Here is a 12,426-nt window from a genome sequence, read left to right as displayed (position 1 = left end):
TGCGCGACACCGCCGCGCGCACATTCGGGGAACGCGCGTCGGAACACCCTCAAGTCCCCCTCGCCGCACCGGCAATCACGGGACGAACATGTCGAGAATCGCGTTCCGGTTGTGCCTCGTGCTGAGTAAAGTGCCGTGAGCGCACCGTGAGGCATCGTGCGGGAACGGCAGGGGGAAGATGACCGCTGGGTTATTCGACGGGCAGTACGTCTGGCACCCGGCGGCGGACGACCGCGTACTCGCGAGTGTGTGCGTGGACATCCGGGCCGGCCGCTGGGCGAGTGCCCGTACGGCTCTCGCCGAGACACGCGCCGACTTCGGGCTGCGGGCGCACCGCTCCCTGGTGCTGGCCTCGGAGGCCGCCGACTCCGATCTCGCCGAACGCTGGCTGGCCGAGGAACCCGGCCCCGAATCCGCCCTGGTCTGGGCGCGGGTGGCGGTGCACCGGGCGCTGCGCGCGGCCGACGCCCGCGACGAGCGGGCCGCCGCGCTGGAGCGGATAGCGCTGTCGGCCTGCGACCGGGCCTCGGCGGTGGACCCGGCCGACCCCACGCCCTATGCGGCCAAGCTGGCCATGGCCCGGCTGCACCGGCTGCGCGACCCCGCGCCGCAGGGCCTGCTGACGGCTCCGCCCGGACCCTGGCGGCTGTTCGCGCACATCCTCTCCCTGGACCCCTGGCACCGCGAGGCGCACCACCGATTTCTGGCCTTCTTCTTCACCCGGCACGGCGGCTCGGTCAACGCGGCCTGGGACGTGGCCGCCTTCCTGAGCCAGCGCGCGCCCGCCGACTCGGCGCTGCGGCTGCTGCCGCTGGTCGCGCTGGTGGAGAGCTACGACCCCTCGCAACTGCTCGCCGACCGGGTCTGGGAGCAGCCGCAGTGGCGCTCCGCCGCGCTGGCGATCTACCGGAACTGGCTGCCCGCGGTGGCCGGTTACCGGTTCACACCGGTGCTGGACCTGGCCTATCTGGCGCATGCGCTGGTCCTGGCCGGCTGCGAGTTCGAGGCCCGTGCGGTGCTCACCGCCATGGGCCCCTACGCATCCCGGATGCCGTGGTGCGTCTTCGGCGACCCCGTGGAGCAGTTGTCCCGGGCGCGGCGGGCCTGCGGCCTGCCGGTGCCGACCTCCCCCTGAACCCTTGTCCGACCCCCCACCGAGAGAGAGGCCGACCGTGTCGGAACGGATACAGCTCCCACGTGCGAGAAACCGTGGCGCAGCCGCCGCCCCGGGCGCGTTCGACGACGACGCGACCCTGCACGCGATGGGTTATCCGAGAAAACTCACCCGCCGTTTCAAGGCGTTCGACAATTTTGCGATCTCCTTCACCATCATCAATATAATCTCCGGTATTTTCTCGTCCTTCGGATTCGGAATGAACGCGGGCGGCCCCCGCATTCTCGTATTCGGCTGGATCGGCGTCTCCGTCATGGTGCTCTTCGTCGGCGCCGCCATGGGCGAGGTGGCCTCCGCCTATCCGACGAGCGGCGCGCTGTACTTCTCGGCGGGCAAACTCGCCCGCCGGCACAAGGGCGCCTGGTCCTGGTACACCGGCTGGCTGAACTTCGTCGGCCAGGTGGGCGGCACCGCGGCCACCGGGTACGCGGCGGCCACCTTCATCCAGGCGTTCATCGCGCTCCAGTGGTCCGACTACCGGCCGACCGCCCACCAGACGGTGCTGATCACCGCGCTCATCATCGTGCTCCAGGGGCTCGCCAACACCTTCACGGTGCAGTTGGTCGCGGTGCTGAACCGGATCTCCGTGTGGTGGCTGCTGATCGGGATGGTGGTCATCGTCACCGCGCTGATCGCCGTCCCCGATCATCACCGTCCGGCGTCGTTCGTCACGCATTTCGCGAACAACACCGGTTTCACAAGCGGACTTTACGGCGGGCTCCTCGGTCTGCTGGTCACCAGCTGGACCTTCACCGGCTTCGACGGCAGCTTCCACATGTCCGAGGAAACCGTGCAGGCGACCGTCAACGCGCCCCGGGGCATCGTCCGCGCCATCGGCTATTCCGCGATCACCGGCCTGATCCTCATGCTCGCGCTCGTCTACAGCATTCGGGACTACGCGCATGTGGCGAGCACGGACGCGCCGCCCGTCCAGATCCTCATCGACGCGCTCGGCCTGGGCACGGCCAAGGCGCTGCTGCTGATCGTCATCGGGGCCATGCTCTTCTGCGGACTGGCCAACCTCACCAGCAACACCCGGCAGATCTTCGCATTCTCCCGGGACGGCGCCATGCCCGGCTCCCGCTGGTGGCACTCGGTCTCCCCGCGCACCCGCACCCCCGTCAAGGCCGTCTGGCTGGCGGTCGCCTGCTCGCTTGCCCTGATCCTGCCCGGCTGGTGGTCGCACACCGCCTTCACCGCCATCGTCAGCGTCAACGTCGTCGGGCTCTTCCTCGCCTACGCCGTCCCGATCCTGCTCCGGCTGCGCCTGGGCGACGAGTTCCAGCGGGGCCCGTGGCACCTGGGCCGCTGGAGCCGCCCGGTCGGCGTCGTGGCCGTCACCTGGATCGCGCTGAGCAGCGTCCTGTTCATGCTCCCGCAGGCGTCGCCGATCACCGCTGACTCCTTCAACTACGCCCCGATCGCCCTCGGCGTGGTCCTGCTCGTCGCCACCGTCTGGTGGTTCGCCACGGCCCGCCGCCGCTTCCAGGGCCCGGTCAGCTACGGCCGCCCGGACGAGGTCGCGGCGATGGACCTGATCTGAGGGGGCGCTCACGGGTGCCCGGCGGATCCGGCGGGCACCGCGCCGGGCCCGGTTCCCCGGTGGACCGGGCCCTGATCGCGGGGTGAGCGGGCGGGACGGGCGGGACCGGAGGCCCCCGGCCCTGCGGGGGCCTGCCGAGCGGGGTCCCGTCGAGCGGAGTCCCGCGAAAGCCCGGGTGGACCCTGCGGTCGGTCGCTCGTCGGACCACCGGCCGGAGACGGCGCCGTCCGTCCGGGCTCCGGTCCGGGGCGGCGCCTCCGGGACGGTGCCCAGGGCTGTCCGGTGCCGGGTTGTCGGCCCCGGCTCGGCCTGCGCGGCCCCGGGTGGCCCGGCCGGGCCCGCGCGGTCCTGAGGGCGCCGGGCCCCGGCCCCCGGCCCACCGGAGGCGCCGGCCCCCGCCTCCGGGCCTCTGCCCCGGCCTCCGGCCCACCGGAGGCGCCGGCCCCCGCCTCCGGGCCTCTGCCCCGGCCTCCGGCCCCGGCACCCCTCGGCGCCCGGGTCACCCCGGGGCGTCCCGCGGTGCCATCCCCACCCGAGTCCCCGACCTGCGCCGATGCGCGTCCCATGCCAGTGGTGGAGACCAATATTGCTGGGCGTGGCGTGCGACGAAGTGCTGGCAGGAGGCGGTCGCCGCCGCCATAGTGGGCGCATCCCGTGCACGGACCGGTCACCCGCCCCGACTCGGACACCTGGGGGTCTTCCACCCATGAGCGGACTCGAACAACCCTCCCGCCGATCCGTCCTGGCCGCCGCGGTCGCCGCCGCCGTGACGGGCACGGTCACCCCGGCCGCCGCCGCACCGCGCGGTCCGGCGGACTCCGCCGGCCCCGGCATCCTCTCCGGCGCCGGCCGCACCCCGGCCCGCCCCGTCGACTACCGCGCCTGGACGACGTACAGCGACTGGCGCGGCGGCACCGGGCACGGCACCCGGGTGTCACCCGGCCCCCGCGCGGGCCTGGAGATCGCCGCCCCGGCGGGCACCACCGACTACACCGACCCGCACACCGGCACCACCGCCCGGTGGGAGTACGCCACCTGGACCGGCCCGCGCCACCGCCTCGCCGTCCCCGCCACCGAGGCGATCGCCTCCTGGAACGCGCACACCCCGCCCGGCACCTGGCTCCAGGCGGAGCTGCGGGGCACGTACTCCGACGGCACCGACACCCCCTGGTACGTGATGGGCCGCTGGGCCGCCGGTGACCAGGACATCAAGCGGACCTCCGTCGACGACCAGAGCGACGGCAGAAGCACGGTCTGGACGGACACCCTCTCCGTGGACGACCCGGCCTCCGGTCTGCGCCTGGCCGCCTACCGGCTGCGGCTCACCCTGTACCGCAGGCCCGGCACCCGTCTCACGCCGACCGTCCACCGGGTCGGCGCCATGGGCTCAGACGTGCCCGACCGCTTCACCGTCCCCGCCTCCGCACCCGGCGCCGTGGGCACGGAACTCGGCGTCCCGCGCTACTCGCAGGAGATCCACGCGGGCCAGTACCCGCAGTACGACAACGGCGGCGAGGCGTGGTGCAGCCCGACCTCCTCGCAGATGGCCGTGGAGTACCTGGGCGGCCGGCTCACCCCCGCCCAACTGGCCTGGGTCGACCCGTCCTACGCCGACCCGCAGGTCTGCCACGCGGCCCGCTCCACCTACGACAGCCAGTACGAGGGGTGCGGCAACTGGCCCTTCAACGCGGCCTACGCCGCGACGTTCGACGGCCTCCAGGGCGTGGTCACCCGGCTCGGCTCGCTCACCGACCTGGAGACGCTGATCGCCGCCGGTCTCCCGGTCGTCACGTCCCAGTCCTTCCTCAAGTCCGAGCTGACCGGCGCCGGTTACGGCACTTCCGGCCATCTGATGACGGTCGTCGGCTTCACCGCCGAGGGGGACGTGATCGCGAACGACCCGGCCTCTCCCGGCGACGAGGCGGTACGGCGCGTCTACCGGCGCCGTGAGTTCGAGAACATCTGGCTCAGGACCAAGCGCCACAACGACGCCGGGAAGGTCGTCTCCGGCAGCGGCGGTGTCTGCTACCTGTACTTCCCCGTGCGCCTCTCCCCGCGCCGGCGCTCGGCGCTCCAGGCGGTGGGCGTGCGCTGACCGGGCGGCGCACGCGCGCGAAGGCCCCGGGCGACCGGGGCCTTTCCTGTGACCAAGCTCTCCGCCGCCGCGGGCGCCATGGGTGGCAAGGTGGACGGGAGGCGGGCGCAGTGCCCGCGGGGGAGTCCACCCGGCCCGTCAGACCCTGCGAGAGATCATGAGCGCTCCATCGGCCACCGCCGCCGCACCCGCCCGCGTCCGCACCGGCGGCCCCCAGGACGACGGCGACGGCGCCAAGATCGTCGAACACGTACTCGGCTGGACGCTGGTCGTCGTGATCGCCATGCTCGTCGCCCAGCTCGGTCTCCTCTGACCCGCCCGCACTCCCGCCGCTGCCTCTTCCGTCCGGCCCCTGTCCGGCCGCCGGTCCACTCCTGCCCGGCCGCAGGGACACCCTTGCCGCACCCCTGCCGGGCGCCGATCCGCCGGCTCGCGGGAACGTGGTTCGGCCTTTCTTGAAGTAAGCGGTCGTTAACCGGTGACTCCATGCCTCTGATCGGGCATACTCACAGCGCACAGCCGCTGGTCAGCCGCTTCCCGCGACCCGGGAGGGCAGCCGTCGGCAGGCCCGAGGAGACCCCCGGCGGAGCCGCCCCACAGGGTGCTGTCCGCCAGTGCCCGACAGGGAGGAGAGCGTCGCCATGCCCGACCGCGCCCCGCAGCCGGTGGACCGGCAACTGCCCACGGACGAGGCCCGGGAGCTGATCTCGCTCGTCCGCGACATCGCCCAGCGCGAGATCGCCCCGAAGGCGGCCGAGGAGGAGGACGCCGGACGCTTCCCGCGCGAGGTCTTCGGCCTGCTGTCCCGCTCCGGACTGCTCGGCCTGCCCTACGACGCCGAGCACGGCGGCGGCGAGCAGCCCTACGAGGTCTACCTCCAGGTCCTGGAGGAGCTGGCGGCGGCCCGTCTCACCGTGGGCCTCGGCCTGAGCGTGCACACCCTGGCCGCCTACGGGCTCGCCACGTACGGCAGCAAGGAGCAGCGCGCCGAGCACCTGCCCGCGATGCTCGGCGGCGGACTGCTCGGTGCCTACGCCCTGTCCGAACCCGCCGCCGGCTCCGACGCCGCCTCGCTCAGCACCAAGGCGGTCCGCGACGGCGACGGCTGGGTGCTCAGCGGCACCAAGTCCTGGATCACCCACGGCGGCATCGCCGACTTCTACACGGTCATGGCCCGCACCGGCGGACCCGGCCCGCGCGGGATCACCGCCTTCCTGGTGCCCGGCGACGCCGAAGGGCTGAGCGCCGCCGCGCCGGAGAAGAAGATGGGCCTGAAGGGCTCGCCCACCGCGCAGCTCCACCTCGACGGGGTGCGGGTGGGCGACGACCGGCGGCTCGGCGAGGAGGGCCAGGGCTTCGCCATCGCACTGGCCGCGCTCGACTCGGGACGGCTCGGCATCGCGGCCTGCGCCATAGGCGTGGCGCAGGCGGCCCTGGACGAGGCGGTCGGGTACGCCACCGACCGGTACCAGTTCGGGCGGCCCATCGCCGACTTCCAGGGGCTGCGCTTCATGCTCGCCGACATGGCGACCCAGATCGAGGCGGGCCGGTCGCTCTATCTGGCGGCGGCCCGGCTGCGCGACGCCGGCAAGCCGTTCTCCCGGCAGGCCGCCATGGCCAAGCTGTTCTGCACGGACGCGGCGATGAAGGTGACCACCGACGCCGTCCAGGTGCTCGGCGGATACGGCTACACCGCGGACTTCCCGGTCGAGCGCTATCTGCGCGAGGCCAAGGTGCTCCAGATCGTCGAGGGCACCAACCAGATCCAGCGCATGGTCGTCGCCCGGCACGTGGCCGGACCCGAGACCCGCTGAACCGCCCGGGGCGGGGTCCGGCGGCGAGCAGCCGTCCGGACCCGTCAGGGGCAGCCGCGTCCCGGCAGCGCGCGCGGGCGCACGGACCCCGCACCAGGGCGCGCCGTTACGCGCCCATGGCACGGGAAGGTGCCGCGGAAGGCCGCGGCGGCCGTGGACAGCGGTGAAGAGAAGCGAAGAAGGGCGAAGAGCGGCGGAGGCCGAGGCCGGGCGGCGCCCGGCCGCTCAGGCGGCCTGGCGGCGCATCGCCGGCGCGGCCGTCCGCATCGGGCGCGAGCCCGGACCGCCGACGTGCGAGAAGGGCTGCATCCGCCAGTCGAGCCCCTGCGGGAGCGTCAGCAGCAGGGCGGTCTGCTGCTCCTGGGGTCCGGCGGACTCGTCCGCGGGCCGGGCCTCCGTGGCGTTGCGGCCGGTGCCGGCGCAGACGGTGAGGCCGAACGGGTTCCACGGCGAGGCGCACAGCGCGTGCTCCGGCAGGATCTCCTCGTCCGCCAGCAGCGCGATGGGCTGCGCGCACTCCGGGCAGACCACCCGGAACATCTCGAAGGTGTCGTAGGCGTCGAAGTCCTCGCCGAACTCGTCCGGTTCGACGCCCTCCGGCTGGGGCTCGATCACCGGCTGCTGCCGCTTGGGCACGGAACGACCAGGGCGCTTAAGACTCTGCATGGGATTCTCCCCCTAAGGCTGGGCCGTGAAGGCGCTGCGGCCTCGACCACAGCAAGCACTTCCCGTCCGGTCTCGGCGGTAATCACGAGGACATCACGAAGCGCGCCCGGCTGTTTGTGGCGTTGGTCACATGCCACGCACAGGTGCCCGCCGCGTCCCGTTTGTCCTCCGGTGCGCCCCGGTCGGCGCCCCCTGCCGGAGGGATCCCGGGCGGACCCGGCCCGAAGGCGGCGCGGCCCGGGCCGCCGAGGTGTCGGAGAGATCAACCGCACTGTAGGTTCTTGCGCCATGGAGGAGCTGGACCGACAGATCGTGCAGCTGCTCGTCAAGGACGGGCGGATGAGCTACACCGACCTGGGCAAGGCCACGGGCCTGTCCACGTCTGCCGTGCACCAGCGGGTGCGGCGGCTCGAACAGCGTGGCGTCATCCGCGGATACGCCGCGGTCGTCGACGCCGAGGCCGTCGGGCTGCCCATGACCGCCTTCATCTCGGTCAAACCCTTCGACCCCAGCGCCCCCGACGACATCGCGGACCGCCTGGCCGGTGTGCCCGAGATCGAGGCGTGCCACAGCGTGGCCGGCGACGAGAACTACATCCTCAAGGTGCGCGTCGCCACCCCGCACGAACTGGAGGAGCTGCTGGCCCGGGTGCGGACCCTGGCGGGCGTGTCGACGCGTACCACGGTGGTCCTGTCGACCCCCTACGAGGCGCGCCCCCCGCGGATCTGAGCGGCCCGGCACGCGGGGCACCGGCCCTGCGTGCGGGAGCGCGCGGGTGAGGCGCGAGACTGGGGCGCATGAGTGAGCGCACCGCCGAACCGCAGACCGTCCTCCTCCGCCGCGGCGAGGTCCACAGTCCCGCCGACCCGTTCGCCACCGCCATGGTCGTCGAGGCCGGACATGTCGCCTGGGTCGGCTCCGAGGGTGCCGCCGACGCCTTCGCGGACGGTGTCGACGAGGTGGTCGACCTGGACGGCGCCCTGGTCACCCCGGCGTTCACCGACGCCCATGTGCACACCACGAGCACCGGTCTCGCGCTCACCGGCCTCGACCTGTCCGACGCGCCCTCCCTGGAGGCGGCCCTGGCCCGGGTGCGCGACTTCGCCGCCGCCCGCCCCGGCGACCGGGTCCTGCTCGGCCACGGCTGGGACGCGGCCCGCTGGCCCGGCGGGCGCCCGCCCACGCGCGCGGAACTCGACGAGGCCACCGGCGGACGCCCGCTCTACCTCAGCCGGATCGACGTCCACTCCGCGGTCGTCACCACCGCCCTCCTCGACCTGGTACCGGCCGTCTCCGGACCCGTGGACGGCCCGCTGACCGCCGGTGCCCACCACGCGGTGCGGGCCGCCGCGTTCGGCGCCGTCACGCCCGCCCAGCGCACCGCGGCGCAGCGTGCCGCGCTCGCCCGCGCCGCCTCCCTGGGCATCGGCTCCGTCCACGAGTGCGGCGGCCCGGACATCTCCTCCGAGGACGACTTCACCGGCCTGCTCGCCCTCGCCGCCGAGGAGCCCGGCCCCCGGGTCGTCGGCTACTGGGCCGAGGAGGACGTCGACAAGGCGCGCCGCCTCGGGGCGCTCGGCGCGGCCGGGGACCTCTTCGTCGACGGCTCCATCGGCTCGCACACCGCCTGTCTGCACGCGCCGTACGCCGACGCCCGGAGCACCGGCACCTCCTACCTCGACGCGGACGCCGTCGCCGCCCACGTCACCGCCTGCACGGAGGCCGGCCTCCAGGCCGGATTCCACGCCATCGGCGACGCCGCCGTCACCGCCGTCGTGGACGGACTGCGCGCCGCCGCCGAGAAGGTGGGCCCGGCCCGCGTGCGCGCCGCCCGGCACCGCGTCGAGCATGCCGAGATGCTCACCCCGCAGACCATCGCGGCCTTCGCCGAGCTGGGGCTCACGGCGTCCGTGCAGCCCGCCTTCGACGCGCTGTGGGGCGGCGAGGACGGCATGTACGCCCGGCGGCTCGGCCCCGAGCGGGCACGGACCCTGAACCCGTTCGCCGCGCTGCTGCGCGCCGGTGTCCCGCTCGCCCTGGGCTCCGACAGCCCCGTCACCCCGCTGGACCCGTGGGGCACCGTGCGGGCGGCGGCCTTCCACCGCACACCCGAGCACCGGATCTCGGTGCGGGCCGCGTTCACCGCCCACACCCGCGGCGGCTGGCGCGCGACCGGCCGTGACGACGCCGGTGTCCTGGTGCCCGGCGCGCCCGCGGACTACGCCGTGTGGCGCACCGGCGAGCTGGTCGTCCAGGCCCCCGACGACCGGGTCGCCCGCTGGTCGACCGACCCGCGCTCGGGCACCCCGGGCCTGCCCGACCTCGGCGCGGGCCGCGAACTGCCCGTCTGCCTGCGGACGGTGGTGGGCGGCCGGACCGTCTTCGTACGGCCGGGCGAGTGATCTACGGGGGCGGCGCGGCGGCGGTGATCGCCCGCCGCCCCGTCGCGCGACCTGCGCATCCTCGGCACCCGGCGCACCGATGGGGCCGTCCGGGCAGGTCAGATCCGTGTTTGACAGGCGACGGCAGGTGGCCGGTAGGTTCTGCCGGGTCCACCACCGGACGCACGGCCGGGGAACGTCCGTACCCGCGTCGCAGCGCCGCTGGGTCAGGGACGGTGTGCCGCACCGGGTCACCGTCGCTGGGAGCCAGGCTCAGCGTCCGCGTCGGCGGGGGAACGTTCCGGGCGGTCGGCGAGGTGTGACCCGGGTGGGGCCCGGTCGCTCAGTAGACAACGGCTCTCGGTCGATCCGCAGCCAGCGGGTCCCAGGTCGGCCCGAAGGGCGCCGGGCCCTCTCTGCGAAAAAGAGGATTCTTACCCCACTCCGGCGGAACCGACACCCCGGAATGCACGTCGCGTCGCATCAGCCCAGGCCGTGGCCACTATGGTGGTCCCCTGCGTACGGACATGAAGGGGCAGCAGTGAACCACGGCGACGGCACCCTCGCGGCTGGGGCCAAGGAGAGGCGGTTCGGTCCGCTCGGTACGGCACTGGTGATCATTCCGACCTACAACGAGGCGGAGAACATCAAGTCGATCGTGGGCCGGGTCCGCAAGGCCGTTCCCGAGGCGCACGTCCTCGTGGCCGACGACAACAGCCCCGACGGCACCGGCAAGCTCGCCGACGAGCTGGCCGGGGAGGACGGGCGCGTCCACGTCCTGCACCGCAAGGGCAAGGAAGGGCTCGGCGCCGCCTATCTCGCGGGCTTCCGCTGGGGCCTGGAGCGCGACTACGGCGTGCTGGTCGAGATGGACGCCGACGGCTCCCACCAGCCCGAGGAACTGCCCAGGCTGCTGACCGCCCTCAAGGGCGCCGACCTGGTCCTCGGCTCCCGCTGGGTGCCGGGCGGGCGCGTGGTCAACTGGCCCAAGTCCCGCGAGTTCCTCTCCCGCGGCGGCAGCACCTACTCGCGGCTCATGCTGGACGTCCCGATCCGCGACGTGACCGGCGGCTACCGGGCGTTCCGGCGCGAGACCCTGGAGGGTCTCGGCCTGGACGAGGTGGCCTCCCAGGGGTACTGCTTCCAGGTCGACCTGGCCCGGCGCGCCATCCGGGCCGGCTTCCACGTCGTCGAGGTGCCCATCACCTTCGTGGAGCGCGAGCTCGGCGACTCCAAGATGAGCCGCGACATCGTCGCCGAGGCCCTGTGGCGGGTCACCTCCTGGGGCGTGGGGGAGCGCGTGACCAAGCTCACCGGCCGGGGCGGCGGCACCCGCTCGTAGGGTCCGGCGCCGGTGCCCGCCCCCGTCCGGCCGTGGGCACCCGCTTATCCCGTGCTGAGCCGGGCCCAGGCACACTGGGAGTATGACGACAGGCGCTCCGACCTCCCCGCACTCCACCACCAGGCCCCGGCGCTCGCGGCTGCGCAGGTTCCTGCCGCTGGGCGTGGCCGTGTGGCTGGTGCTGGAGATCTGGCTGCTGACGCTCGTGGCGGGCGCGGCCGGCGGACTGACCGTGTTCCTGCTGCTGGTGGCCGCCTTCGTGCTCGGCGCCGTGGTGATCAAGCGGGCGGGCCGCCGCGCCTTCCAGAACCTCAACGAGACGCTCCAGCGCGGCACCGCCCCCTCCGACCGGCGCGGGGGCAACGGCCTGATGATGCTGGGCGGCCTGCTCCTGATGATCCCCGGCATGATCTCGGACGTGGCGGGTCTGCTGCTGCTTCTCCCGCCGATCCAGCGGGCCGTCGGCCGCCTCGCCGAGCGCACGGTGGAGCGCAGGCTCCGCACGGTCGGTCCGGGCACCCTGGGCGACGCCTTCCAGCAGGCCCGTATGCACCGCCCCGACGGCAAGGTCGTCCAGGGCGAGGTCATCAGGGACGACCGGCCCGGCGACGCCCCGCGCGAGCAGCGCCCGCCGCTGAACCGCTGACCGGGCCGCCCGGCCGGGGCACGCCCCGGAGAACAGAACAGGACGGGCGCCGTACGTGGATCACGTACGGCGCCCGTCCTGCTTGAGATGCGCTGGTAACCGGCTCACGCCACGCGGGACTACGCGCTCTTGCGGCTGTCCCGGGGATGAACAGCGATGTTCATCGCCCCGGACCGCAGCACGGCGAGACGCTCCTCGAGGACCTCTTCGAGCTCCTCGCGGGTGCGCCGCTCCATCAGCATGTCCCAGTGCGTACGCGCCGGCTTGGCCTTCTTCTCCTCCGGGCCGTCGCCGTCCACCAGGAGTGCCTGGGCCCCGCAGACCTTGCACTCCCACTCCGGCGGGATCTCCGCCTCGACCGAGAAGGGCATCTCGAAGCGATGTCCCTTCTCGCATGCGTACTCCACGGCCTGGCGCGGGGCCAGGTCGATGCCGCGGTCCGTCTCGTAGCTGGTCACCACGAGGCGCGTGCCGCGAAGAGCTCGCTCACTCATGAATCGTGCCTCCCGGGCTTGTCGCCCACAGGACAGGTGTCGCTGTCGTCGTCATCCGGTCAACGTCCGGTCGGCGGTAAAGATTCCCGTTCCGATGTCCCGTTCCGGGTCATGTGTCGCCGTCGTAGCCGCAGCCTTGTCAACCAGTGCAGTACCCACCGGCGCCCGGTTTGTCACATCTGCAAGGAGATGTCACCCAGCGTTTCGGCATCTTTGACGCGCAGTAACGGTACGCCTGGCAGGCCAAACGCGTACACTACAGCGCTTTCGC

11 protein-coding genes are annotated in these 12,426 nt (G+C 73.4%); 9 read left to right on the top strand and 2 right to left on the bottom strand.

Going from position 1 to position 12,426, the window contains the following annotated elements:
• Positions 1-178 precede the first annotated feature (178 nt).
• From A8713_RS04850 to A8713_RS04835, 5 genes are all read left to right on the top strand, one after another.
• Positions 179-1,135 (top strand): hypothetical protein, encoded by a 957-nt coding sequence (locus tag A8713_RS04850; RefSeq protein ID WP_064531582.1) that lies wholly within the window; start codon positions 179-181, stop codon positions 1,133-1,135.
• Positions 1,136-1,172: 37 nt separating this feature from the next.
• Positions 1,173-2,717 (top strand): amino acid permease, encoded by a 1,545-nt coding sequence (locus A8713_RS04845; RefSeq protein WP_064531580.1) that lies wholly within the window; start codon positions 1,173-1,175, stop codon positions 2,715-2,717.
• 706 nt (positions 2,718-3,423) lie between these two features.
• Complete coding sequence (locus A8713_RS04840) at positions 3,424-4,812, top strand: peptidase C39 family protein (protein ID WP_064531578.1); 1,389 nt, start codon at positions 3,424-3,426, stop codon at positions 4,810-4,812.
• Positions 4,813-4,969: 157 nt separating this feature from the next.
• On the top strand, positions 4,970-5,125 hold the full coding sequence (locus A8713_RS32960; RefSeq protein WP_107440583.1) for an SCO1431 family membrane protein: 156 nt from the start codon (positions 4,970-4,972) through the stop codon (positions 5,123-5,125).
• Positions 5,126-5,453: 328 nt separating this feature from the next.
• A complete protein-coding gene (locus tag A8713_RS04835) occupies positions 5,454-6,626 on the top strand; it encodes an acyl-CoA dehydrogenase family protein (RefSeq protein ID WP_064531576.1) in 1,173 nt (390 codons plus the stop codon).
• 225 nt (positions 6,627-6,851) lie between these two features.
• Here A8713_RS04835 and A8713_RS04830 read toward each other — a convergent pair whose 3' ends face one another.
• A complete protein-coding gene (locus A8713_RS04830) occupies positions 6,852-7,292 on the bottom strand; it encodes a hypothetical protein (RefSeq protein WP_064531574.1) in 441 nt (146 codons plus the stop codon).
• A 288-nt stretch (positions 7,293-7,580) separates the two neighbouring features.
• Between A8713_RS04830 and A8713_RS04825 the strand changes: the two genes are divergently transcribed.
• From A8713_RS04825 to fxsA, 4 genes are all read left to right on the top strand, one after another.
• Positions 7,581-8,021 (top strand): Lrp/AsnC family transcriptional regulator, encoded by a 441-nt coding sequence (locus A8713_RS04825; RefSeq protein WP_018570152.1) that lies wholly within the window; start codon positions 7,581-7,583, stop codon positions 8,019-8,021.
• Between the two features lie 68 nt (positions 8,022-8,089).
• Positions 8,090-9,694: an amidohydrolase gene (locus A8713_RS04820; protein WP_064531573.1), complete on the top strand. Its 1,605-nt coding sequence runs from the start codon at positions 8,090-8,092 to the stop codon at positions 9,692-9,694.
• 520 nt (positions 9,695-10,214) lie between these two features.
• Positions 10,215-11,015: a polyprenol monophosphomannose synthase gene (locus A8713_RS04815; RefSeq protein ID WP_018570150.1), complete on the top strand. Its 801-nt coding sequence runs from the start codon at positions 10,215-10,217 to the stop codon at positions 11,013-11,015.
• An 82-nt stretch (positions 11,016-11,097) separates the two neighbouring features.
• Positions 11,098-11,661, top strand: a complete 564-nt coding sequence (gene fxsA, locus A8713_RS04810; RefSeq protein WP_064531570.1) for an FxsA family membrane protein — start codon at positions 11,098-11,100, stop codon at positions 11,659-11,661.
• Between the two features lie 119 nt (positions 11,662-11,780).
• Here fxsA and A8713_RS04805 read toward each other — a convergent pair whose 3' ends face one another.
• Positions 11,781-12,155, bottom strand: a complete 375-nt coding sequence (locus A8713_RS04805; RefSeq protein WP_003977404.1) for an RNA polymerase-binding protein RbpA — start codon at positions 12,153-12,155, stop codon at positions 11,781-11,783.
• Positions 12,156-12,426: the final 271 nt, after the last annotated feature.

It is taken from the genome of Streptomyces sp. SAT1 (genome assembly GCF_001654495.1).
Lineage (GTDB): Bacteria > Actinomycetota > Actinomycetes > Streptomycetales > Streptomycetaceae > Streptomyces > Streptomyces andamanensis.
The sequence above is the reverse complement of the archived record's forward strand: the minus strand, read 5'-3'. Positions and strand labels throughout refer to the sequence as shown.

Bases quoted from the DNA above. Each gene is read 5' to 3' on its own strand.
- A8713_RS04850 (WP_064531582.1), top strand. From the start codon at position 179: ATGACCGCTGGGTTATTCGACGGGCAGTACGTCTGGCACCCGGCGGCG.
- A8713_RS04840 (WP_064531578.1), top strand. From the start codon at position 3,424: ATGAGCGGACTCGAACAACCCTCCCGCCGATCCGTCCTGGCCGCCGCG.
- A8713_RS32960 (WP_107440583.1), top strand. From the start codon at position 4,970: ATGAGCGCTCCATCGGCCACCGCCGCCGCACCCGCCCGCGTCCGCACC.
- A8713_RS04835 (WP_064531576.1), top strand. From the start codon at position 5,454: ATGCCCGACCGCGCCCCGCAGCCGGTGGACCGGCAACTGCCCACGGAC.
- A8713_RS04830 (WP_064531574.1), bottom strand. From the start codon at position 7,292: ATGCAGAGTCTTAAGCGCCCTGGTCGTTCCGTGCCCAAGCGGCAGCAG.
- A8713_RS04825 (WP_018570152.1), top strand. From the start codon at position 7,581: ATGGAGGAGCTGGACCGACAGATCGTGCAGCTGCTCGTCAAGGACGGG.
- A8713_RS04820 (WP_064531573.1), top strand. From the start codon at position 8,090: ATGAGTGAGCGCACCGCCGAACCGCAGACCGTCCTCCTCCGCCGCGGC.
- fxsA (WP_064531570.1), top strand. From the start codon at position 11,098: ATGACGACAGGCGCTCCGACCTCCCCGCACTCCACCACCAGGCCCCGG.
- A8713_RS04805 (WP_003977404.1), bottom strand. From the start codon at position 12,155: ATGAGTGAGCGAGCTCTTCGCGGCACGCGCCTCGTGGTGACCAGCTAC.